Source organism: Kouleothrix sp. 19917 (assembly GCF_057073505.1).
In genome coordinates this window covers 5,574,716-5,597,840 of the sequence record NZ_CP097099.1, presented here as the reverse complement: position 1 = coordinate 5,597,840, position 23,125 = coordinate 5,574,716, and the positions used below count along the sequence as shown (strand labels likewise).

The 23,125-nt window shown below is 63.7% G+C and carries 16 protein-coding genes; 9 read left to right on the top strand and 7 right to left on the bottom strand.

The window, feature by feature from the left end:
- Positions 1-93 precede the first annotated feature (93 nt).
- Positions 94-1,005 (bottom strand): sirohydrochlorin chelatase, encoded by a 912-nt coding sequence (locus M1P90_RS22565; protein ID WP_483697668.1) that lies wholly within the window; start codon positions 1,003-1,005, stop codon positions 94-96.
- Positions 1,006-1,362: 357 nt separating this feature from the next.
- On the opposite strand from M1P90_RS22565, the gene M1P90_RS22560 reads away from it, so the two are divergent.
- Positions 1,363-1,881, top strand: coding sequence for a DinB family protein (locus tag M1P90_RS22560; RefSeq protein WP_483697667.1), 519 nt, complete (start codon positions 1,363-1,365; stop codon positions 1,879-1,881).
- A gap of 108 nt (positions 1,882-1,989) precedes the next feature.
- Positions 1,990-2,319 (top strand): NIPSNAP family protein, encoded by a 330-nt coding sequence (locus tag M1P90_RS22555; protein ID WP_483697666.1) that lies wholly within the window; start codon positions 1,990-1,992, stop codon positions 2,317-2,319.
- Positions 2,320-2,441: 122 nt separating this feature from the next.
- On the opposite strand, the gene cobA is transcribed toward M1P90_RS22555, so the two are convergent.
- Positions 2,442-3,257, bottom strand: a complete 816-nt coding sequence (cobA, locus tag M1P90_RS22550) for a uroporphyrinogen-III C-methyltransferase (protein WP_483697664.1) — start codon at positions 3,255-3,257, stop codon at positions 2,442-2,444.
- Between the two features lie 456 nt (positions 3,258-3,713).
- Between cobA and M1P90_RS22545 the strand changes: the two genes are divergently transcribed.
- The 4 genes from M1P90_RS22545 (at position 3,714) to M1P90_RS22530 (ending at position 8,143) form a co-directional block, all read left to right on the top strand.
- Positions 3,714-4,439: a phosphoadenylyl-sulfate reductase gene (locus M1P90_RS22545; protein ID WP_483697662.1), complete on the top strand. Its 726-nt coding sequence runs from the start codon at positions 3,714-3,716 to the stop codon at positions 4,437-4,439.
- Between the two features lie 89 nt (positions 4,440-4,528).
- On the top strand, positions 4,529-5,692 hold the full coding sequence (gene sat, locus M1P90_RS22540; protein ID WP_483697661.1) for a sulfate adenylyltransferase: 1,164 nt from the start codon (positions 4,529-4,531) through the stop codon (positions 5,690-5,692).
- 153 nt (positions 5,693-5,845) lie between these two features.
- The gene (cysC, locus tag M1P90_RS22535; RefSeq protein WP_483697660.1) at positions 5,846-6,373 is read left to right on the top strand and encodes an adenylyl-sulfate kinase; all 528 of its coding nucleotides are present in this window, start codon (positions 5,846-5,848) and stop codon (positions 6,371-6,373) included.
- Between the two features lie 84 nt (positions 6,374-6,457).
- Entirely contained in the window at positions 6,458-8,143 is a 1,686-nt protein-coding gene (locus tag M1P90_RS22530; RefSeq protein WP_483697658.1) for an NADPH-dependent assimilatory sulfite reductase hemoprotein subunit, read from the top strand.
- A 73-nt stretch (positions 8,144-8,216) separates the two neighbouring features.
- Here M1P90_RS22530 and aroQ read toward each other — a convergent pair whose 3' ends face one another.
- The 5 genes from aroQ to M1P90_RS22505 all read right to left on the bottom strand — a co-directional run bounded on the left by aroQ (position 8,217) and on the right by M1P90_RS22505 (position 18,610).
- Positions 8,217-8,660, bottom strand: a complete 444-nt coding sequence (aroQ, locus tag M1P90_RS22525; protein ID WP_483697657.1) for a type II 3-dehydroquinate dehydratase — start codon at positions 8,658-8,660, stop codon at positions 8,217-8,219.
- Positions 8,661-8,966: 306 nt separating this feature from the next.
- A complete protein-coding gene (locus tag M1P90_RS22520; RefSeq protein ID WP_483697656.1) occupies positions 8,967-13,514 on the bottom strand; it encodes an NEW3 domain-containing protein in 4,548 nt (1,515 codons plus the stop codon).
- A 105-nt stretch (positions 13,515-13,619) separates the two neighbouring features.
- Positions 13,620-16,916, bottom strand: coding sequence for a beta strand repeat-containing protein (locus M1P90_RS22515; protein ID WP_483697655.1), 3,297 nt, complete (start codon positions 16,914-16,916; stop codon positions 13,620-13,622).
- Between the two features lie 357 nt (positions 16,917-17,273).
- Complete coding sequence (locus M1P90_RS22510) at positions 17,274-18,248, bottom strand: helix-turn-helix transcriptional regulator (RefSeq protein ID WP_483697654.1); 975 nt, start codon at positions 18,246-18,248, stop codon at positions 17,274-17,276.
- Between the two features lie 65 nt (positions 18,249-18,313).
- Complete coding sequence (locus tag M1P90_RS22505; RefSeq protein ID WP_483697653.1) at positions 18,314-18,610, bottom strand: hypothetical protein; 297 nt, start codon at positions 18,608-18,610, stop codon at positions 18,314-18,316.
- A gap of 337 nt (positions 18,611-18,947) precedes the next feature.
- On the opposite strand from M1P90_RS22505, the gene M1P90_RS22500 reads away from it, so the two are divergent.
- The 3 genes from M1P90_RS22500 (at position 18,948) to M1P90_RS22490 (ending at position 23,104) form a co-directional block, all read left to right on the top strand.
- A complete protein-coding gene (locus M1P90_RS22500) occupies positions 18,948-20,879 on the top strand; it encodes an efflux RND transporter periplasmic adaptor subunit (RefSeq protein WP_483697652.1) in 1,932 nt (643 codons plus the stop codon).
- 81 nt (positions 20,880-20,960) lie between these two features.
- On the top strand, positions 20,961-21,755 hold the full coding sequence (locus M1P90_RS22495; protein WP_483697651.1) for an ABC transporter ATP-binding protein: 795 nt from the start codon (positions 20,961-20,963) through the stop codon (positions 21,753-21,755).
- A complete protein-coding gene (locus M1P90_RS22490; protein ID WP_483697650.1) occupies positions 21,752-23,104 on the top strand; it encodes an ABC transporter permease in 1,353 nt (450 codons plus the stop codon). Before M1P90_RS22495 ends, M1P90_RS22490 begins: the two co-directional genes overlap by 4 nt.
- Positions 23,105-23,125 lie beyond the last annotated feature (21 nt).

The following is a 23,125-nucleotide window of genomic DNA, read 5'->3' as shown; positions in this document are numbered from 1 at the left end:
TTGTCAAAGGCACGAAGACTTAAAGCTTTAGCTTTTATCTTCGTGCCTTTGAGTCTTCGTGGCAAAATAGTGGCGTACTTCGGTCGTGTTGTGCTAGTTCGTGTCGCTGGCGGGCAGCGCAGCGCCGGGGCGAAACGCCTCGGCCACGCGGTCGGCGATGACGGGCACCAGCAGGCGGTCGTAGCCGAGGTGCTCGGCAAGCAGGATGCTGGCCTGCGGGTGGCGGGTGCGCGCCGCCGCGATCTGCGCGGGCAGGTCTTCGCGCACATGATTGCCCAGGTGCAGGAAGAACGGCAGCGCAACGATGTGCCTGATGCCGTGCGCCAGCATAGCGTCGATTGCCGCGCCAATGGTGGGCGCATTCAGGTCGAGGTAGCAATCGCTGACGGCGGCATAGCGCGTTTGCGCGCGCAGCTGGCGCACAAGCGCGTGGATGGGCTGGTTGGCGCTGGCGTCGGGGCTGCCGTGCGCCATCAGCAGCATGCCCGTGCGGTGCTGCTGGTACAGTGGCCGCCAGCTCGCGCCTTCGTTGATCGGGCGCAGGGCGGTGGGCAGGCCAATGTTCGGGTTCGCGGCGGTGTAATCGGCTTCGAGCGCGCGCTTTTGCAGCAGGCGCGCCAGGGCGGGATGCTCGCCAAAGGGCCGCGCCACGCGCAGCGTAAGCTCGGGGTGCGCAAGCTGCTCGGCGGCCACAAGCTGCGCGACATCGCTGCGCACGAACTTGCCCGGCACCAGGAAGTAGGGCTGCACCACAATATCGGTAACATTGGCGGCGATGCAGCGCGCCAGCGCTTCCTGAAAGCTGGGCCGGCGGTAGTTGAGGAATGCCGCTTCGACCAGCGGGGCAACGCCGGATTCCTGGGCGCGCTCGGCCAGGCGGATCATGGCCGCGCCGCCATTGGTGCGCAGGCTGCCATGCCCCAGCAGAATGACACCGCGGGCTTCTTGCGTGCGCACGGCGTAGGCGCTCGCGTTTGCGCGGAAAGGTTCGGATGACGGCTGCATATATTTCAATCTGCTGTTCAGCGCGCCAAACGCCGAACGCGTACTGTCCTCGTACAAGCGGGGATTGCTGTGATTGTACCATCAGCGCCAGGGGTTTGCAATGGCTGGCGAATGAATGTGCAATACTGGGGCAATATATTTGGCACTCTCGCAGAAAAGCGGGCCGAAACACGCCGCTTTGGCTGGTAGACTGAGAACCGGGAACCGCAGAACCACGGAACCGCAGAACCAAGAGCCGAGAATCACGGAACCGCAGAACCACGGAACCAAGAGCCGCACGGGCTGAGAGCCGCACGGGCGTATAGCAATACGCCCAGACCGAGAAGCAGCCCGGCAATCGTTGTGAAAGGATCGCAGATGGATCACCCACTTGTGGAACAGCTCCGCTTCACGCGCAGTGAATTTCAGCGCGCCCTGGAAGGCGTGAGCGACGCCGACGCCCGCACGCGCGTGCAGCCAATGAACTGCATCAGCTGGAACGTTGGGCACCTGGCGTGGCAGGAGCAGCGCTACTTCGTGACGTTTGCGCAGGGCGAAACGCCACTGCCCGACCTGAATGAGCAGTTTGCGTTTGGCGCGCCCGGCTCGACGCCCGCGCTGGCGGATATGCAGGCTGCCTGGCAGCAAGCGACCAGGGCGGCGGATGTGTGGCTCGCAACGGCAACGACTGAGCGGCTGCTGGAGCTCCATACCAGCCCGCAAGGATGGTCGACCAGCTTTGGCAATTTGCTGCAGCGCGTGATCTACCATTACTGGTATCATACCGGCGAGAATATGGCCATCCGCCAGGCGCTGGGTCACACTGAGCTGCCGGAATTCGTTGGCGATATCGATGACGAAGCGCCGTACCGCGCCGAGCGTTCGAGCCAGGAGTAGATTCAGTTGAGCCACGGAGCGCACGGAGGGCATTGAGATTGGTTCTTGCAGCTCTGCGATCTCTGTACGCTCTGTGGCTTTTTAAGGCATTGGGAAAGGCAAACAGGAATGGTTCACCAGCTGCGCATCTACGAGATTTTCGAGCAGAACAAGGCCGCGTTTCACGCCCGCTTCCGCGACCACGCCGCGCGCATTATGCGAACCTATGGCTTCAACATCCTCGCGATGTGGGAAGCGCGCACCGATGCACGCACCGAGTTTGTGTACCTGCTGGCCTGGCCCGACGAAGCCGCGAAAATCGCCGCCTGGGCTGCGTTCATGGCCGACGAGGAGTGGAAAGAGATCAAGCGCGTGACCAATGCCGAGCACGGCGCGCTGGTGGGCGAGATCGAAGATCGTCTGCTGGAGTTGACGCCATATTCGCCCGCCAGTGTTTGACATGCATCCGCAGATGACGCAGATTGCACAGATTTACCCGCCAGCCTGATGTAACTTGTGCATATGTGGCGCATCCTGGACCCATTGGGTACCCCGGGCGAAGCGCGTATCGAAGGGTGCGCTCACTTGACCTGCGTCATCTGTGGATGTGTTAGCTCGGGCGACGCAAGCTCAAGCGTCGCATCCTGCCGCAGCGTATCGAACCAGGCCAGCCGCTTGCGCAGGCGCACAACCTCGCCAACCACCAGGGTTGCGGGTGCGCCAACACCTGCCCGCGCCACGTCATCGGCAATCGTTGCCAGCGTGCCGACCACCGTTGCCTGCTCGGAAGTCGTGCCCCACTGCACCACGGCGGCGGGCGTGCTGGGCGCGCGGCCGTGCGCAATCAGCTTCGCGCTAATTTCCCCAAGGTGCCCGACGCCCATCAGGAAGACCAGCGTATCAAGCCCCGCCAGCGCCGGCCAGTTGACCTGGCTGTGCGGCTTGGTCGGGTCTTCGTGCCCGGTGACGACCGCGAACGACACGGCCACGCCGCGCTGCGTGACGGGAATGCCAGCGTAGGCCGGCGCGGCGATGGCGGAAGACACGCCCGGCACGATTTCGAAGGGAATGCCCGCTGCCACCAGTTCCAGCGCTTCCTCGCCGCCCCGCCCGAACACAAACGGGTCGCCGCCCTTGAGCCGCACGACGTTCCGGCCGGCGCGGCCAAGCTCGACCAGCAGCGCGTTGATTGCGTCCTGCGCGTAGGCGCGGCAGCCGGCGCGCTTGCCCACGAAGATGCGCTCGGCGGCGGGGTGGCACTCGGCCAGAATTGCCGGGCTGACCAGCGCATCGTAGACGACGACCTCGGCAGATTGCAGGCGGCGCAGCGCCTTCACGGTGAGCAGCTCGGGGTCGCCCGGCCCTGCGCCAACCAGCGAGACGAAACCGTGGGTCATGAGGGTGCCTTTCGTGAGTGCTTAGTTTTGAGTGTTGAATGTTGAGTTTTGAGGTAGCAGATTTGCAGGTTGAGCGTCTATTGCAGATTGCATATGAGTTTAGCCACAGAGAACACAGAGAGCACAGAGTATGAAGGAATCTTGATTCTTCGTGGCTCAATTGATCTGAAATCCGCTGTAAACCTGCGAACCTCGAACTTTCAAACTTGCTACCATCAAAGTCCTTCGCGCCCTTTGCGGCCTTTGCGGTGAATGATAAGGCGTTGGTCGTCATTCACTAAAGTTCTCGGATTATACGGTACTTGACAAATTAGATCAAGTAATTTAAGATTGGCGCTGTCACCACTTTGGAACCTGGCTGGAACCAACCCATATGTGCGGCGCCGCACGGGCACAGCGATCACAAAGCATCGCGTGTCCGTTTTTGTTGGCACCCCGCTGCAAAGGCAGGCAATCATGAATCAAGCACCGACGTTCGACGCGCTGACGACGGCCTGGACGACCGAGGAATTGCTCGAGGTAAATGCAGCCTTTCAAGGCCGCGCGCCTGAAGAGTTGCTGACGTGGGCGGCGGAGTGTTTCGGCCAGAAACTGGTGCTGACCTGTAGCTTTGGCGGGGCATCGGGCATGGTGCTGCTGGATATGGTGGCGCGGCTGGGCCACGGCACGCCAGTGCTGTTTCTCGACACCGACCTGCTGTTCCCCGAAACCTACGCGCTGGCCGAAGCTGCCGCGCGCCGCTACAACGTGAAGATCGAGCGCCGCCAGCCCGCGCTGACCCTGGCGCAGCAGAACTACGCCGAAGGCCCGAACCTCCACGCGCGCAACCCCGACCGCTGCTGCGGCATGCGCAAGGTTGCGCCGCTGGCCAAGGCCCTGCGCCCATATAGCGCGTGGATCAGCGGCATTCGCCGCGACCAGTCGAGCACGCGCGCCGCAACCGACTTTGTGCAGTGGAGCACGCGCCACAACCTGCTGAAGATCAGCCCGCTGGCCTACTGGAGCGAACGCGATGTGTGGCGCTACATCCACGCCAACGACGTGCCCTACAACCGCCTGCTCGACCAGGGCTACAGTAGCCTGGGCTGCGCGCCCTGCACGCAGGCCAGCACTGGCAGCAGCGATCTGCGCGCCGGCCGCTGGGTGGGCTTCGCCAAAACCGAGTGCGGCATTCATGCCTAATTTTGAGTTTTAGATGTTGAATTTTGAGTAATTTTGATTCAACATTCAACATTCAAAACTCATCACTCAACACTTCCATAAGGAGCATCATGGCAACCCAAGAGGCGATTGGCGCCCACGGCGGCGCCCTAGTCGACCGCGAGCTTGTTGGCGCGGCCGCCGACGAAGCGCGTGCAATTGCGCAGGCCGCCCCGCGCGTGACGCTGAACGAAGTCGGCATGGCCGACCTTGAGATGATTGCGACGGGCGCATACAGCCCGCTTACCGGCTTTCTGGGCCGCGCCGACTACGAGCGCGTGGTGAACGAAAGCCGGCTGGCGAATGGCACGCTGTGGCCCATCCCGATCACGCTGCCGGTGAGCGAAAGCCGCGCCGATATGCTGCGCGAAGGCCAGCCGGTTGGCCTGTACAGCCCGGGCGGCACGCTGATGGGTTTGCTGGAACTGCGCGAGCGCTTCAGCTACGATGCGCGCCACGAGGCCGAGCAGGTTTACCGCACCACTGCCGCCGAGCACCCCGGCGTTGCGCGCCTGTACCAGCAGGGCCCTGTCCTGGTGGGCGGCGATATCTGGCTGCTGGATCGCCCGCAAAGCGCCTTCCCACACCTGTCGCTCACGCCGGCCGCCACGCGCACCGTCTTCGCCGAGCGTGGCTGGAAGACGATTGTTGGCTTCCAGACGCGCAACCCGGTACACCGCGCCCACGAGTACCTCCAGAAGGCCGCGCTTGAGCAGATCGACGGCTTGCTGCTGCACCCGCTGGTTGGCGCAACCAAGGACGACGATGTGCCCGCCGCGACGCGCGTGCGCACCTACGAAGTGTTGCTCGAAGGCTACTACCCACGCGAGCGCGTGCTGCTGGCCGCCTACCCGGCCGCAATGCGCTACGCCGGCCCGCGCGAGGCGCTGCTCCACGCGATTTCGCGCCAGAACTACGGCTGCACTCACTTCATCGTCGGGCGCGACCATGCCGGCGTGGGCAACTACTATGGCACCTACGACGCCCAGCGCCTGTTCGACACACTCCAGCCCGGCGACCTCGACATCCAGCCGCTGAAGTTCGAGCACACCTTTTTCTGCAAAACCTGCGGCAACATCGCCTCGACGCGCAGCTGCCCGCACACATCCGAGCATCATCTGGTGCTGAGCGGCACCCGCGTGCGCGAAATGCTGCGCGCCGGCACGCTGCCGCCGCCCGAGTTCACCCGCCCCGAAGTCGCGCAGATCCTGATCGAAGCAATGCGCGCCGCTTAGTAAGGGCGAAGGGTACGGTCTCTCGATTTTGTAAGGGCGAAGCATTCGCAGCAGCTGCTTGAGAAAAACGCCAAGCGCGAATGCTTCGCCCCAACGACGAACAATCGGCGAGAATGCTTCGCCCCAACAAAGAACGAATAAGGAAAAAACACCATGACAACCGGCGTCACCCTCTGGTTTACCGGCCTGTCAGGCGCAGGCAAATCGACCATCTCGGAGATCCTTGAGCGCGAGCTGCGCGCCGCTGGTCGCAAGGTCGAAGTGCTCGACGGCGACGTGGTGCGCACGCACCTGAGCAAGGGCCTGGGCTTCTCGAAGGAAGATCGCGACACCAACATCCGCCGCATCGGCTGGGTGTGCGAGGTGCTGTCGCGCAACGACGTGGTGGCGATCGCCGCCGCCATTTCGCCCTACCGCTCGGTGCGCGACGAGGTGCGCGAGCGCCACGCCGGCCGCTTTGTCGAGATCTTTATCGACGTGCCGCTGGAAGTGGCGATTGAGCGCGACGTAAAGGGCCTCTACAAAAAGGCGCTGGCCGGCGAGATCAAGGGCTTCACCGGCGTGGACGACCCTTACGAGCCGCCGCTCGATCCCGAGCTGGTGATCCACACCGATCAGGAAACGCCGCAGCAGAGCGCCGAGCGCATTCTGGCGGCGCTGCGCGAGCTGGGCTACCTGTAGATGACGAACGGCCAACGACGAAGGACGAATGCATGTGTTTTCGTCCTTCGTCCTTCGTCTTTCGTCACATGAAGGAGGACTAGGATGTCTGTCGATACCGCCAACGAAACCGGCAAGCCGCTGGCGCATGTGGAAGACCTGAAGGCGATCAGCGACGGCCTGGGCGGCTTTCTGCTCGACGAGCTGGCCGACCTGTCGAGCGACCGCATTTCGGAAGATGCCTACCAGCTGCTGAAGTTTCACGGCTCGTACCAGCAGGACGACCGCGACGAGCGGCGCGAGCGCAAAAAGCAGGGCCTGGATCGCGCATGGTCGTTTATGGTGCGCACCAAGTTCCCGGGCGGGCGGCTGACCGCCGAGCAGTATCTGCTGGCCGACGAGCTGGCGAGCACCTACGCCAACAACACGCTGCGCATCACCACGCGCCAGGATTTCCAGTTCCATGGCGTTGGCAAGGCCAACATGAAACCGCTGATTAAGGCGCTCAACGAGCGCTGGGTCACCACCTACGGCGGCTGCGGCGACGTGGCGCGCAACTTCATGGCCTGCCCGGTGGCCGATCTGCTGCCCGGCCACAGCTACGACTACCAGGCGCTGGCCCAACAGATCAGCGACAAGTTTATGCCCGAGTCGACCGCCTACTACGAGTTCTGGCTCGACGGTGAGAAAGTGCTGGTCGACGGCACGCGCGTGCAGGTCACGCCCAAGCGCGACGAGTCTTTCTACGGCCCGACCTACATGCCGCGCAAGCACAAAATGTCGATCGGCCTGCCGCACGACAACTGCATCGATATCTTCACCCACGACCTCTCGCTTGAAGCGGTGCTGAACGACGACGGCAGCCTGCGCGGATTCAACCTGCTGGCGGGCGGCGGCCTGGGCAGCACGCACGGCAAGGCCGCGACCTTCCCGCGCCTGGCCGACCGCATTGGTTTCCTCGAGCCCGAGCAGGCCCTGCCCGTGATCGAGGCCGCGTCGGCAGTGTACCGCGACTACGGCGACCGCACCAACCGCCGCCATGCGCGCCTGAAGTACGTGCTCGAAGAGCGCGGCGTCGCGTGGTATCGCGACGAGCTGGCTGCCCGCCTGGGCGCTCCCCTCGACCCGCCCGCCGACGTGCCGCGCTACGAAGCGCACGACCACCTGGGCTGGCAGCAGCAGGCCGATGGGCGCTGGCTGGTGGGCGTGTGGGTCGAAAATGGCCGCATCAAAGAAGGGCTGAAGGACGGCCTGCGCGAGATTATTGCGCGCTTCCAGCCCGAAATTCGCCTGACTGCGCAGCAAAACCTGGTGCTGGTCAACATCGACGCGGCAGATAAGCCCGCGCTCACCGCCGCCCTGCGCGAACACGGCATCCAGACCGGCGACGAGCAGCTAAGCGCGCTGCGCCGCTACGCCATGGCCTGCCCGGCCATGCCCACCTGCGGCCTGGCGGTGGCCGAGGCCGAGCGCTACCTGCCCGACCTGATCGGCGAGCTTGAGCAGCGCGGCTACGGCGACGAGCGCGTGTGGATTCGCATGAGCGGCTGCCCGAACGCTTGCTCGCGCCCGCCCACAGCCGAGATCGGCATCATCGGCCGCAGCCTCAACCTCTACAACGTCTACGTCGGCGGCAGCTTCGCCGGCACGCGCCTGGCCAGGCTCTACCGCGAAGATGTGCGCGGCCATGTGCTGGCCGACCTGCTGGCCGAAACCTTCGACCAGTGGCGCGCCGAGCGGGATGATGGGGAGGAATTTGGCGACTGGGCACTGCGAACGCTGGTGGCGTAGGCCCCTGCACGCCCAGACCAACGCGCCCGCCGAGCTGCCGCTCGGCGGGCGCGTTTGCGTGTGTAGGAGGCTTTTATTCCCCCGCTGGCGGGGCCTCGCCAAGCAGCCACTCCAGCGCCAGCATGTAGCCGCGCCAGCCCAGCCCGGCGATCTGCCCGGTGGCAACCGGCGCCACCACCGACGTGTGCCGGAAGGCCTCGCGCTTATACACATTCGAGAGGTGTACCTCGATGATCGGCGCGTGCAGGCTGGCGAGCGCGTCGCGCAGCGCGAGGCCGTAGTGCGTCAGCGCGCCCGGGTTGATAATAATCCCGTCGGCGTCCCAGCCCTCCGCCTGCAAAAAATCAATCAGCGCGCCCTCGTGATTCGATTGCAGGGCCAGCAGCGTTGCGCCCGCCGCCGCCGCGCGCTCCTGCACCGCCGCGTCGATCTGCGGCAGCGTGGTGTGGCCGTAGATGCCTGGCTCGCGGCGGCCAAGCATGTTCAGGTTTGGCCCGTGGATGAGCAGAATTTTCATAGGGTCACCTTATCAATTTGGTGGGGGTTCGGGGGCGGCGAAGCGGCCCCCGAATTTTCCCCTTTGGTGGCTCTCAGCCACGGCCGTGGCTGAGAGCCACCAAAGAAATGCATCTTGGAGGGCTGCCGCCCTCCAAACCACCCGCTGAATAAATTTGATAGTCCGAGAAGGCTTCTGAATGCCAAGAATGTTCTGACTTCTGACTCCTGAATCCTGACTTCTGCCCTATTCTACGCGATTTTCCCGCAAACGCGAAGGCGGGCGTGGCACCGCGCCACGCCCGCCTTCGTGTTCTGGCCGTGCCGTCTAGCGGTGGAATTCCGCCACTGGCAGGAAGATCGCCACGCCACCGGGAGGCGCGAACGAAACACCCACCGTGTCCACGATTTCGTCGTATACGGTTGGCGAAAACACCGACGTTGCGCGCACTGTAATGCGGTTGATGTCTTCCAGCGCGGCGTCGGCTGGCACGTTTACCTTCACCGTCACCGGGTAGGTGAAGCCCGGCACCAGCTCGCCCGTTGTGGTTGGCACCACCGTCACGTTCCAGTTCAGCGGGTTGGTTGCGGTAATGACAAAGCTATCCTTGCCGTTGCCGGTGTTGACGATCTGGTGGTTGAATGTCACCGTGGTGTTTGGAACGAGCGGCCTGGTCTGGCTGGTCACCAGGCTCAGCCGCGCATACTGCAGCACGGTGATCGTGTCGGTCACTTCCTGAACGTTATTCGGCAAGGTCGTCGATAGTGCGCGGATGCGCAGCCGCTCGACCAGCCCGGCCTGTGCCGAGGTTGGCACCGTGGTGGTTGCGGTGAAGGTGCGCGTGGCTTTTGGCCCAAGCACCACCACCTGGGGCGACAGCGTGCTCGGCCAGCCCAGGTACGACACCGCCGAGATCACAAACGTGTCGGTGATGGCGCTGCTGTTGGTGACGGTATGCAGGCAGATCACCGTTGCGCCGGGTAGCGCGTCGGTGTTGCATGCCCCGCCGACCTGCACGGGCGGGCCGACATGCACAATCGCCAGCGCGGTGTCGCTGCAGCTGCTTTCGTGGCAGCTGGCCCGCAGCGTGAGCGTGAATTCGTCGCCGGTGGTTAGCCCGCTCGGCGCGATGATAACCAGCTGCACATTCACCGACTCGTTTGGCTGCAGGGTCGCGGTCCGCGTTGGCGTCACCGTTGCCTGCCAGCCGTTCGGCAACCCTTCCACGCTCAGATCAAACGACTGCGAGATGCTGCCGCTGCTGAGCAGCGAGAAGGTGAAGGTTACCGGCTTGGTGTCGATCAGCGATTGGGTTTGCTGATCGGGCGTGAGCGTGACCGCCGCAACCTCGGCAATGCTGGTGGTGATCACAGCGGTGTCGCGCACTGGCCCGTTGCTTGTCAGCGACGACGTGGCGGTGATCACGGTGATGTTGGGCGGCAGCGCCACCTGGCCGGGCGGGATGGTGAGCGCAACTTCAATCGGTGTGCTGTCGCCAGGGCCAAGCGCGGTGCTGCTGGGCAGCAGTGCCACCGGCCAGCCGCGCGAGGTGCTGGCCGCCAGGCTGATCGTGTCGGTGAAGTTGCCGTTGTTCTGGAGCGTCGTCGTGTACGTCACCACGCGGCCGGGCGTGTAGCCGGTCGGGTCGTTGATATCTGGCCCGAGCGCAATCGCCGCGATCTTGTTGACCGTGATCGTCGCTGCGCCGCTGGCTTTCACATTCGTGCCGGCGCGGTTCGTCGCAGTGAGCGTGGCCTGGTACGCGCCGGCCAGCGCGTTCGCCGGCACAGTCACGGTTGCCGTCACCACCGCGCTTGCGCCCGGCGCCAGATCAACCGACGGCGAAACCGGGCTGGTGATCGTCCAGCCGGCTGGCGGGCTCAGGTTCAGGTCGAAGGTGCCGCTCAGGTTGCCCGCATTCTTCAGCGTGTAGGTCAGCGCCACGGTTGCGCCGGGGTCGGCGGCGGCGGGCGCGGCTACACTGCTAAGGATCAGCGGCACCGCCGACGAGGTGATCGTCGTCGTGTCGGTGATCGTCGCGGAGACATTCGGGTCGGCCACCGAGCGCGCGGTCACAGTGGCGTCGTAGCTGGGCGGGCTGCTGATGCCAGCAGTGGGTGTCAGCACCAGCGTGACAATTGCCGAGGCGCTGGGCGCGAGGTTCGCCACCGTGGTTGGCACGAGGCTGTAGGCCCAGCCGTTTGGCGGCGTCACACTAATCGTGAAGCTGTCGGTGCCATTGCCGGTGTTGGTCAGCTTGTGCTGGTAGGTCACCGGCACGCCCGGCGCGGTGGTCTTTGCGTTCGAGCTGGGCGTTGGGTCGGGCACAAAGGTCAGCCCGGGCTGCGAAAGCACGTTGGTCCGGTCGATCTGCTGCTTGCTCACGCCGCCGAGCGTGACGGTGGCAGTGGCTTCGTTGAAATCGCCGGCCTGCGCATTCGCCGGCACAGTCACCGTCACGCTAAAGGTGCAGGTGGCCTGCGGCGCAAGCGACTGCCCGGTGCAGGTGTTGCCGTTCAGCGCCGCCCAGGTGTTGGGCGTCTGGCTCAGCGCCACCGACACATTGCCCGCGCCCGTGCCGCTGTTGCGCACGGTGTGAACGTAGGTGGTGCTGGTGCCGGGCGTCACGGCGCGCGGCGGCTGCGGGTTGGCGGTGGTGATCTCAATCGCCGGCGCGGCGGCCACACACTGCGCAAGATTGCCCGTCGGGTTGATGAACTCCGACGTATTGCCTGCGCCGTCGGTCAGCGTGAAGATCAGGTAGTGCTTGCAGCCGGTGATATCGACGCTGAACGAGCCGTTGGCGGCCGGGTTCACACTGTTCAGGAAGGTTGGGCCTTCGTCCACGGGCGGCGTATCGCTGGTGAAGACTTCAAGTACACAACCCGGCGCCGCGCAGCTGCTCACTGTGCCGCTGAGCGTAAAGCCGCTGGATGGGGGTGTAACGCTCACGCGCGCGTTCGCAATCGGCGCATTGCCGCCGCCCGCAAGCGCGATGCCCTTGCCGCCGTTTGCCGACGTGATCGTGTGGCTGATGCGGTTGCCGGTTGCGCCGCTGCCATTCACCAGAATGCCATGCAGCGAGTTGTTGTGCAGGTTGTTGCCTTCGGCCAGCGTGCTGCCGCCGATGAGGTTATTGGCGGCGTTGTTGATCAGAATACCGATCTGGTTCAGGCGCACTTCATTGGCTTTGATGATGTTGCTGCCACTTTGCACCTCGATGCCGCTGCTGGTGTGGCTTTCGATCACATTGCCCGCGCCAGCCGCACCAATCGTGTTGCTGCTGCTGCCAGGCGTCAGCGCAATGCCAACCGCGCCGTTCGCCTTGATCGTGTTGCCAGTGATCGTATTCTGGGTTGGCGATTTCGGCGTGGCGCTGGTGTCGGGCGCGAAATAGATGCCGCCAAGTGTATTGTTGGCGATGCGGTTGTTGCTGATGGTGTTGTTGAAGGTGCCGCCAGTCAGCTGAATGCCGCGCTGGTTCGGCACGGCGGCGTTGCCGCTTGCGTCGGTGCCGATCTGGTTGCCGGTGATGGTGTTCAGCCGCACCTGCTGCGAGGGCTGCGAGGCCGTCACGGTCGCTTCGATCAGCACGCCATTGTTTCGGTTGCCGCTGATGACGTTGTTCGGGCCGACCGTGAAGTTGTTTGCGCTGTTCGAGAAATAGATGCCGGTGTCGTTGGGCAGCGCGGCGGTGCCGGCGGCATTCAGGCCGATCCAGTTGTTGCGAATCACAATGTTGCTGGTGCCTGCGCCAAAGCCCAGCGAGTCTTTCAGGCGGATGCCAGTGGTGGTGTTGCCCGAAATCAGGTTGCCGTCGCCGTTGGGGGTGGCCGGGTTGCCATTCGGCCCGCCAATGATGGTGCCGTTGGAGGTCGTGACCTGCACGCCACCGGCGGCGTTGGGCAGCGCGGCTGTGCCGGCGGCGTTGGTGCCAATGCGGTTGCCAATCACGCGGTTGCCGGTGATAAAGGCCGACTGGCTGCCAACATAGCCGCCAATATTCACGCCAAACACGGTATCCGAGCCAGCCAGGCCATTGCCGCTGATCACATTGCCCGGCCCGATCTGCGTGTTGATCGAGTCGTCGCCAACATACACGCCACTGTTGCGGTTGCCCAGCGCGGCGGTTCCGGCGGCGTTCAGGCCGATCAGGTTGTTGCGAATGATGTTCGCGCTCTGGCGAATCGCCGGGTCGAAGCCCACCGACGTAAACAGATAAACGCCATAGCCGCTGTTGCTTGAAATAACGTTCCCATCAATGATATTGCTGCTGGCACCAAACTGCACGCCAATGCCGCCGCCGCTGTTATTGGTGGTGGTGCCGCCGCCCGTGGCGGTGCCCAGGGTGTTTGTGCCGATGTAGTTATTGCTGACGGTGTTGCCGGTCGCGCCGGTGCCATTCAGCCAGATGCCGAAGCCACCCTGCGGCGTCGCAATAAAGCCGTTGATGATCAGGCCTTTGATCGTGTTGTTGGCTGAGGTGACGAGCAGGCCCTGACGGCCCAGCACGCCGCCGCCGGTCAGCTCGATCTTGGGCTTGCCGTCGCCGCCGAGCCCGTTGATCGTGGTGCTGCCGGCGCTAATGGCGGGCAGCGCGCTTCCCTGCACGGTGATGCGCCAGGTGCCGCTGGCGGCCTGGTAGCCAGGGTCGCTGGTGGGGATGCTGAACTGGATAGTGCCCGGCGCGGCATTGGCGGCCTTGATCGCCTCGCGCAGCGAGCAGTTGGTGCCGGAAGCACAGGTCGTATCGGTGTCGGCAGTTTTTGTGACGACGTATGGCCCGGCCGCCAGCACTGGCCCTGCCGCGGGCGCAACTGCTACCAGCAGCGCCAGCAGGCCAAGCAGGCAGAGACGACGAAACGAAAGCGACACAGCGCCCTCCTTCTCGAAAAATATGCCACCGCGTAGGCCGAGGAGCGAGGGCCTTTCATGCGCCTCGCTCCTCCGCTGCCCGCAATGGGTGAAGACGTACGGTTCCTAATTGTTCGTTGCGATCGGGATGTATTGTCGCGGCGCCATGGCGTTTGCATTGATCAGAATGCGGTTTTGCGCCGCCTGTCGGATCCGCTGATCAAAATCAAGCAGCAGCACCGTCACAGTTTCCGTGTTGCCAATGATCAGGTTTGGATTCAGCGTCACTTCCATTGCGAAGCGCACCGTATTCGCGCCCGGCGTATTGCCGACGGTGAACGAGTAGTTTGCGCCAAAGGTGCCGCCATCCGTGCGCCGGAAGGTCACGTCGCTGCCGAGCGCGCCCGAACCTTCAAGCGAGAAGGTTGCCGGGCCGTTGCTGCGGTTTTCCACGATGTAGAAGAAGGTGGCCTTCTGGCCCGCGCCCGCTTCGCCGTCGATATCGCCGTCGTGCAGCAGCAGCGCGCTGGGCGTCAGTTCGGCGTGCGTGGTGTCGGTGAGCGTCTGGCTTTCGCCCGGGTCGCTCGGCACGATCAGGTCGATAAAGGTTGTTTCGGTGGTGCCGGCCTGCGTGCCCGATGGCACCGTCACGCTCACGGTCAGGAACTTGGCGTTGTCGTCGCCCGGCGCGAGCGAGATCGTGTCGGTGCTGACCTCGGTGAACCAGCCGCGCACGCTGCGGGTTTGCACGTTCACGGTCTGCGTGACATTGCCCTTGTTCACGAGCTTATGCACATAGCGCACAATATTGCTCGACGAGTCGGGCGCGCCAAAGCCTTCGCGCTCCAGCGGCGTCACCACCAGGTCGAACTTCGGCAGCACGTTGGTTGTGTCGGTCACCGTGTCGGTGACGGTCACAAAGCGCGTCGAGCGCACCGTCAGCGCGGTCAGGTCGGGCGGCGGCCCAGCCAGCACGCGCGGGTCGGGGCCAAACGGCAGGGTCAGCGTCAGCGTGATGCGCTTGGTTTCGCCCGCCGCCAGCGAGAAGGCATTGCCCAGCGCCGGCACGGTCTTGATCGGCCACTTGCGCGACGAAACTGCGCTCAGCTTGAGGTCGAGCAGGTCGACGCTGCCGTTGTTCACCAGGTCGTGGGTGTAGGTGACGACCTGGCCCGGGATGGCGTTCTGCGTGCTGGGGTTGGCGTCCATCAGGTCAATCGGCCCGATCTGTGTCGTTAGGCCGCTGAACTCCGAGGTGTTGCCGTCCTTGTCGGTGGCGGTAAGCGCCAGCTGCGGCGGCAGGCTGCCCAGCGTAAAGGTGAAGTAGCCGTTTGAGGTGATCTGCTGTGACACAAAATCGCGGCCCTGCCCGTCGAGCGCAGCCGGGTCGGTGGTAAAGAGCTGAATGGTACACGGCAGCACACAGGCGTCGCTGGTGCCGGTCTTGGTCACGCGGCCAGTGAGCTGTCCGTTCTGGTTCAGCCGAATGCCAACTGGCGGGTCGATGTCGTGGTTGGCATTGGTGCTGCTGCCGCCAGGCGCGGGCGTGTTCGGCGCGAGCGCAATGCCCTTCAGCGCGTTGTGCGAGATGTGGTTGTTCTGAATGCTGACTTGCTGCGCGCCACCATCGACCAGCACACCATTCTGTGTGTTCGGCAGGGCAACATAGGCGCTGTTGCTAAATGCCACGCCAATATAATTTTGCTTGATCGACACCAGCTTGGCTTTATCGCCGCCAACATGAATGCCATTGCCTTTGTTGCCGGCGATGGTGTTGGCGGTGTCGGCGCTGGAGCCGATACGAATGTCCTGCGCGTTATTGTTGATCAGAATGCCATCGCCGTTGTTGCCGGCGGCAGTGGTGAATGGGCCGTTGCTGGCGGCGCGGCGCAGGCCGATCGTGTTGCTGCTGATCGTCGCGCTCAGCACGCCAGTGCCGGCAATCGTCACACCTGGCCCGCCATTTCCGGCAATCTGGTTGCCCGCCCCGGCCACGCCAATCTGCGTGCCCGTTGTGCCATCGCCCACCAGAATGCCGCCGAGGGTGTTGCTCAGCACAGCGGTTGCCAGTGGCGTCAGGCCAATCCGGTTCCCCGCGACGATATTGCCCGAGATGGCGGTGTAGCCCACGGTGCTGCGGCCAAATGCCACGCCATAGCCTTTGTTGCCGGCAATGGTGTTGCCCTGCCCGGCAATACCGATCTGGTTGTTGCTGGCATTGTCGCGCACGAACACGCCGCCCAGGTCGTTCGGGCGGGCAACCGTGCCGCCGGCATTGGTGCCAATATAGGTGTTGTAGATTTTGTTGCCGGTGGTGCTGTCGTCGGTAATCAGCACGCCATAGCCGGCGTTGCCGCTGATCAGCGAATTCGCGCCAGCGCTGCCAAACACATTGTTGTTGCTTGCGCCAGCCGCAATTCGCACGCCACTGCCGCCATTGCCCTGGTCGGTCGAGCCAATTTCGTTGGTGCCGATATAGTTGCCGGCAACCGTGTTGTTGGTCGAGCCGTCGCCAGTTAATACAACGCCGTTTCCGGTGTTGCCCGAAACGACATTGCGCTGGGAAGCGATCATGCTGCCGATCTGGTTGCCGCTGCTGTCAACCACATTGATGCCATTCAGGCTGTTTGGCATCGGTGTGGTAACGAAGCTGGCACCCAGGCCCAGGCCAATGTAATTGCCGTAAATTTTATTGTTTGGCGCATTTCGCAAACGAATGCCATCGCCAGTATTGCCGGCGATGACATTGCGCTCGCCCGGGTTGCTGCTCAGGCCAATGGTATTATCGTGCGCCTGGCTGTCGATCTGAACGCCAGCATACGTATTTGGCTGTGTGCCGCCGCCAGGGAAGTTGCCAATATAGTTGCCATAGACCTGGTTGTTGGCGCTGCCCGAGCCGTCAATGCGAATACCAATGCCGAAGGTATCTGAGCCAGTAAAGCCAACAATAATCAAATTTTGAACAATATTATTTGCCGAATTCAAGCGAAGCCCAACGCCACCGCCCGAGAGGCCCGAGCCGTCAATCACCACGCGCGGCGTGCCGACAGCATTATTATTCAGGCCGTTAATCGTTGTTTCGCTGCCGCTGATCGGGGGCAGCGCGCTGGTTGGCGTGATCGTCCAGCGCCCGGTGCCGGCGTCGTAGCCGTAATTCACATCAGTATCATCTTCCGGAATACCGAAGACAATTGCGCTGCTCACGCTGTCGCCATTGGCCTTCAGGATCGCCTGGCGCAGGGTGCAGTCGTCGGCTAGGTCGGTGCAGACTGGATCGATACCAATTCCGGCATCGGTGGCCAGATCAACAACATAGGTATTTGTTGCTGCATTCGCCGTTGGCGGGCGCTGTGCGATCGCCATTGATGCGCATAACAGCACAAGAATGAGCGACCACGCAAGCGTGCGGCGTGATTGAATCATGAGGACGCTCCTCTCCTTAGGTGCAAAACGGCAATTAATAATACTATAGTGGGAACTACTGCCGTTTATTCTATCACACAGGGCAAGCGTTATGACTAGGAAAGAAGTACTGAAACGCCGCTGATGTGTAAAGTTTCACGAAGCGGGGAAATTACGATTGCGGATCGTAGAGTGGGGGCTTGGGGCGCACTGAACGCGCATGGAATCGAACAGCACAACCACAGACCGCTAGGACGAAAAAGGCATAGGGAAACGATTGCCACGAAGACTCGAAGGCACGAAGGGCTTCAGGATCTGTAAAATCTTTGAGCCTTTGAGTCTTTGTGGCGGAAGGTTGGAGCACGAGCATAAAGCGCGCTAGGCAGCGGGCCGCGCCACAGCGTACTGCTCGCCCATGCGGCGGGCATGGTCGGCCACTTCGTCGCGCAGCTGCGGCGGGCCAAGCACTTCGACATCCGCGCCCCAGCTTAACACCCACGAGCGCACTTCGCGAATGCCGCCAACGCGCATCTGTAGCTCGCAGCCACCGTTAGGCGTGTCGTTCAGGCGCTGGCTGTGGTGCCACACGCTTTCGCGCACGCGCGGCGCTGCCAGCGGCGAAAAGCGCAGGCGCACTTCCACTTCAACCTCGTCCATCACGCCCCAGGCCGAGGCCAGGTAGGCGTAGGGGTCGAAATCGTCGGGGATGGTGTAGGTGCTGCCAAGCAGCTCGGCGTCGGCAACGCGTTCGAGCTTGAAGGTGCGCAAGGCCCCGCGCAGATCGTCGTAGGCGATCACATACGAGGCGGGCTCGCTGCGCGACACTTCGAGAAAGTAGGGGCAGATCACGCGCTCGGTCAGCTCGCCGCTGGCGGCGCGGTAGCGAATGAGCACTTTGTGGCGATCGGCCCAGGCGCGCGTTACCGCGTCGAGCACGCGCACATAGTCGGCGCGCAGCGGGCGGGCGCGAATGATTTCGGCGACGCGGCCCATGTGGCTGGAGATGGTGGTGTCGGGCAGGCCGGCGGCAAGCTTGTTCAGCGCCGAAACGACATTGGGGTTATGCTCGTCGCTGTGGTGGGCCAGCAGGCGCGCCGCAAAGAACAGCGCAACGGCCTCGTTCAGGTTGAGCCGAATGGTCGAGAGGTAGGACTCGCGGTCGATGCCGTAGCGGCCATCGTTCTGCCAGATCGGCGCGCCCATTTCTTCGAGCGCCTGCAGATCACGGTAGATCGTGCGGCGGTCGACACCGCAGTATTCGGCAAGATCGGCCACACGCAAGCCGCGCGGCGCATTATACAGCCGGTGCTCAATCCGCTGCAGGCGCGCGGCTTTGCTCTGGATGCGATCCACAGTTTATGTACGATTTACGATGTACGATTTTGCTTTTCCCATCGCAAATCGTTCATCGCAAACAGCTAGACGATGCCCGAAAACTTCAGCGCAAACATGGCCACAAACAGCAGCACCGTCCAGATCGCGATCCAGCGCAGGTCGCGGCGGGCTGCCGTGTAGTCTGCCGTGTAGTCGATTGGCTCGGGCGCGGGGCGGCTCAGCACGCGGCGCGCGGTGCGGGCCGGGCGAGCGGCAGGCATTGCCGGCGCTTCGAGCGAGCTAGTGGTGCCAGTGTATGAAGGCGTTTCAACACTCACGTCGGGGCGGGCCTGCGGGCGGGCCGCCTGGCGCCGACGCTGTGAGCGGGTGTGCGGTGGCATTGTGTGTATCCTCCAACGTGCGAACTATGCATGCCTGGCCGGCAGGTGCGCGGCCACTAAACGCTTATTATACCATACCCGCCTGGCGTGGCTTCACAGACGCCGATACCATCTTCACAATTTCTCATTTGCCTCATACGAGATCCTAACAATTTCTGAACATTTGCTTGCTATTGTAGCAACGTGCGCTTGGGAGCGCAGGGGTTGCGAGTGACGTTCGGCATGCGCTTAAGCGTCACACGCGGAGGGCTGCTCACAGCCGCCTGCTTGTATTGGCACAAACGCATACGCCTGGCAAGTTGGGCCGGGCGCGGATGTCGAAAGAAAGGCATTACTTATGCGAGTGAGCACTCCATTGCCGCAGGCACGCGAACGTTTGCGCGCTCCGTGGCGGAGCCTGCGCCAGCGCCGCTGGCTGTGGGTTGTTGTTGGGCTGGTTGTGATCGCTGGAGCCGCCGCATGGTGGTATACCTCGCGCCGCAGCACTGCAACCACCACCACATCGTTTGCACGCGTAACCCAGGGCACCATGACGATTGCCGTCAGTGGCAGCGGCGCGGTGGCAGCGGCGCGCACGGTCGAGCTGCCATTCCAGCAGGCCGGCACGGTTACCTCGGTTGATGTGATGGTTGGGCAGCAGGTGACCGCCGGCCAGGCGCTGGCGAAGATCGATGCGGGCGATTTGCAGCTTGCGCTTCAGCAGGCGCAGGCCAACCTCAAGGCCGCGCAGGCCAAGCTGGCCCAGACGAAAGATGGCACCACGACCCCGGCTGATATTGCGAATGCCAAGGCGTCGCTCGCCAGCGCCGAGGCGCAGCTTCAGCAAACCAAAAACGGCACTGCCACCGCTGCCGATATCTCGAGCGCCAGGGCGTCGCTCGCCAGCGCGCAGGCCAAGCTCGACGCGCTGAAGAACCCCGACGCCGCCACGCTGCAAGCCGCCCAGTCGAAAGTTGACCAGGCGCAAACCAGCTTGCAGAGCACGCGCGACAGCGCCTCGCAGGCGAAAACCAATGCGCAGATCCAGCTCCAGAACGCGGTAAACTCGCTCACGCAGGCGCAATCGAAATATTCGTCGGCGCTGCAAAACTGGCAGTATGTGCAAAGCACTGGCAACGACCCGGTGCAGCCAACCAAGACCAATTCGCAGGGCAAGGCAGTGCCGAATAAGCTGAACGACGCCCAGGCCCGCCAGTATAGCGACACCTTTGTGCAGGCGCAGTCGGCGCTCGACAGCGCGCAGAACAGCGTGCAGCAGGCCCAGGTTGCCTACGATGCCGCGCGTCAGAAAGAGGTTTCCGACATCGCCCAGGCCGAGGCCGCGCTGAGCGATGCCCAAGCGACCGTCGCCGCGCTGAAGAACCCGACCAAGAGCGACCTGACCCAGGCGCAGGCAGCGGTGACGCAGGCGCAGGCCAGCCTGACCAAGCTGACCCAGGGCGGCACCGCCGCCGAGGTCGCGCAGTCGCAGGCCGGCGTCACGCAGGCACAATCGAACCTCGACAAGCTCACCGCGCCTGCCACCGACGCCGACCTGACCGCGGCCGAGGCCAGCGTGCTCCAGGCGCAGGTGTCGGTCGACACGGCCGAGCGCAACCTGGCTGCCGCCACGCTCGCCGCGCCCTTCGATGGCGTGGTTTCGGCGGTGGCGGTGCAGCCCGGCGCGCAGGCCAGCACTGGCACGGCGGCGATCACGATTGTCGACCGCTCCAAGCTGCATATTGACGTCAGCCTGAGCGAAACCGACGCCGCCAAAGTGCAGGTCGGCCAGGCGGTTGATCTGACTTTTGATGCGCTGCCGGATGTCACGCTGAAGGGCAAGGTCGCGACCGTCTCGCCCGCCGCCACAACTTCGCAGAATGTTGTGACCTTCCCGGTGCAGATCGAGTTCGACCCAGGCCAGACGCCGGTGAAGGTGGGCATGAGCGCCACCGCCGACATTCAGCTCGAACAGATCAGCAACGCCCTGCTGGTGCCAAGCCGCGCCATTCGCACGGCGGGCAACAACAAGACCGTGACGCTGCTGCAGGGCCAGGGCTCGGATCGCCAGGCGATTACGGTGCCGGTGGTGACGGGCCAAACCACGAACGGCCAGACGGTAATCACCAGCAGCGGTGGCAATGGCGTGCCGGCCCTCAAGGCGGGCGACGTGCTTGAAGTGCAGACCGCCGCCACGACGACAACCACTGGGGCAAACACCACCCAGCGCCGCAATAATGGCGGCTTTGGTGGCTTTGGTGGCGTGGGTGGCCCGCCCCCCGGACGCTAAAGCGGCGAGCCTGCCCGGCTAGCCCTGCGCGTGGCTGGAATAGCCTGCGCAGGGCTGCCAGCCGGGGAAAGGAAAACAACTATGGATGCAATGATACAAGTGCGCGACCTGCATAAAACATATCAGATGGGCGATATCACCGTGCCGGCGCTGCGTGGCGTGAGCTTTGATGTGGGGCGCGGCGACTTTGTGGCGATTATGGGCCCGTCGGGCTCGGGCAAATCCACGCTGATGAACCTGCTCGGCTGCCTCGACACGCCCACCTCGGGCAGCTACCTGCTCGACGGCCTGCCAGTCGACCAGATCGACCGCAATTTGCTGGCGGCGGTGCGCAACCGCAAGATCGGCTTTGTGTTCCAGCAGTTCAACCTGCTGCCGCGCCAAACCGCGCTGGAGAATGTGGCGCTGCCGCTGATCTACCTCGGCGGCGTCAGCCCAGCCGAGCGCGAAGAGCGCGCGCGTGAAATGCTGGAGCTGGTGGGCCTGGGCGAGCGGCTCGACCACCGCCCCAAGCAGCTTTCTGGTGGCCAGCAGCAGCGCGTCGCCATCGCCCGCGCGCTGATCACCCGCCCGGCCCTGCTGCTGGCCGACGAGCCAACCGGCAACCTCGACTCAAAATCGAGCATCGAGATTCTGGCGCTTTTCGAACAGCTCAATGCGCAGGGCATCACCGTGGTGCTGGTGACGCACGAACCCGACATTGCCGAACACGCCCGCCGCGTGCTGACCGTGCGCGACGGCTTGCTCGATAGCGACACGGCGGGCAGCCGCTGGCAGGCACCAACCCTGGCGGCCAGCCCAGCGCCACGCGCGATGCGGCCGCGCCTTTCGATTGCGCGCCGGCCGCCATTTCGCACAACCGGGAGATCATTATGAGCACAATGCTTCCAACTGCGGCGGAAGACGTTCGCGCAACGCCGGAAGCCGCGCCAAATGCCGATACGACCGACCCGCAGATTGCTGCGCTGCTGGTGGGCGGCATCAGCTTTTCCGAAACGCTCAGCATCGCGCTGCGCAGCCTGACGGCCAACAAGCTGCGCACCCTCCTGACCGCGCTGGGCATCATCATCGGCGTGGCGGCGGTGGTGGCGCTTATGGCAATCGGCCAGGGCTCGCAGGCCTCGATCACATCCACCATCACCGCGAATGGCGCAAATCTGCTGACCGTGCGCTCGGGCGCGAGCAACGCTGGTGGCGTGCGCGGCGGCATTGGCAGCAGCCAGACGCTCACCACCGACGACGCGACCGCGCTGGCCGACCCGAATAATGTTCCCGATGCCAGCCTGATTTCGCCGGAATATAATGGCAACGGCCAGCTTGTGGCGGGCAGCCAGAACACCAACGCCCAGATCATCGGCGCGACGCCCGCCTACCTGGCGGTGCATAATGCCAGCGTGGCTTCGGGCGATTTCTTCACCGCCGACGACGTGAGCAGCATGGCGAATGTTGCCGTGCTTGGCCCGAATGTCGCCGCCACGCTGTTTCCCGACTCCGACGCGCTGGGGCAGGCGTTTCGCATCAACAGCCAGCGCTTCCGCGTGGTGGGCGTGCTGGCCTCGAAAGGCGGCACTGGCTTTGGTTCGACCGACGACGGCGTGATTGTGCCGCTCGGCACCGCCCAGCGTAAGCTCTTTGGCGGGCGTGCCGTGAGCGGTGGCTCAACGCTGGTTTCGGGCATTGCGGTGCAGGCGAAAGACGCGAATAGCGTGGAAGCGGCGTTAGGCGAAATTCAGCAAACACTGCGCACGCGCCACAACCTGCCCGAAAATGGCGACGGCGACGACTTCAGCGTGATCAACCAGCAAGACATCCTGAATAGCGTGGCGAGCACCACACAAACGCTGACGCTGTTCCTGGGCGCGATTGCCGCCATTTCGCTGGTGGTGGGCGGCATTGGCATCATGAATATTATGCTGGTGTCGGTGCGCGAGCGCACCCGCGAGATCGGCCTGCGCAAGGCGCTCGGCGCGCGCGAAAGCGATATTCTCACCCAGTTCATGCTCGAAGCGCTGACGATTAGCCTGGTGGGTGCGCTGCTGGGCCTGGCGCTCGGCATCCTGATCGCGCTGGCAGTGAACCTGAGTGGCTCGTTCACCGCAACCCCGAGCGTGAGCGCGGCGGCGCTGGCGGTGGGCTTCGCAATGGTGATCGGCCTGTTCTTCGGCATTGCGCCAGCGCGCAGCGCCGCCCGGCTCGATCCAATCGACGCGCTGCGCTACGAGTAGCGCGCCACAACATACGAAGCA

Excerpts from the sequence above, each read along its gene's own strand:
- M1P90_RS22565 (WP_483697668.1), bottom strand. The coding sequence starts at position 1,005 with ATGCAGCCGTCATCCGAACCTTTCCGCGCAAACGCGAGCGCCTACGCC.
- M1P90_RS22560 (WP_483697667.1), top strand. The coding sequence starts at position 1,363 with ATGGATCACCCACTTGTGGAACAGCTCCGCTTCACGCGCAGTGAATTT.
- M1P90_RS22555 (WP_483697666.1), top strand. The coding sequence starts at position 1,990 with ATGGTTCACCAGCTGCGCATCTACGAGATTTTCGAGCAGAACAAGGCC.
- cobA (WP_483697664.1), bottom strand. The coding sequence starts at position 3,257 with ATGACCCACGGTTTCGTCTCGCTGGTTGGCGCAGGGCCGGGCGACCCC.
- M1P90_RS22545 (WP_483697662.1), top strand. The coding sequence starts at position 3,714 with ATGAATCAAGCACCGACGTTCGACGCGCTGACGACGGCCTGGACGACC.
- sat (WP_483697661.1), top strand. The coding sequence starts at position 4,529 with ATGGCAACCCAAGAGGCGATTGGCGCCCACGGCGGCGCCCTAGTCGAC.
- cysC (WP_483697660.1), top strand. The coding sequence starts at position 5,846 with ATGACAACCGGCGTCACCCTCTGGTTTACCGGCCTGTCAGGCGCAGGC.
- M1P90_RS22530 (WP_483697658.1), top strand. The coding sequence starts at position 6,458 with ATGTCTGTCGATACCGCCAACGAAACCGGCAAGCCGCTGGCGCATGTG.
- aroQ (WP_483697657.1), bottom strand. The coding sequence starts at position 8,660 with ATGAAAATTCTGCTCATCCACGGGCCAAACCTGAACATGCTTGGCCGC.
- M1P90_RS22515 (WP_483697655.1), bottom strand. The coding sequence starts at position 16,916 with ATGATTCAATCACGCCGCACGCTTGCGTGGTCGCTCATTCTTGTGCTG.
- M1P90_RS22505 (WP_483697653.1), bottom strand. The coding sequence starts at position 18,610 with ATGCCACCGCACACCCGCTCACAGCGTCGGCGCCAGGCGGCCCGCCCG.
- M1P90_RS22500 (WP_483697652.1), top strand. The coding sequence starts at position 18,948 with ATGCGAGTGAGCACTCCATTGCCGCAGGCACGCGAACGTTTGCGCGCT.
- M1P90_RS22495 (WP_483697651.1), top strand. The coding sequence starts at position 20,961 with ATGGATGCAATGATACAAGTGCGCGACCTGCATAAAACATATCAGATG.
- M1P90_RS22490 (WP_483697650.1), top strand. The coding sequence starts at position 21,752 with ATGAGCACAATGCTTCCAACTGCGGCGGAAGACGTTCGCGCAACGCCG.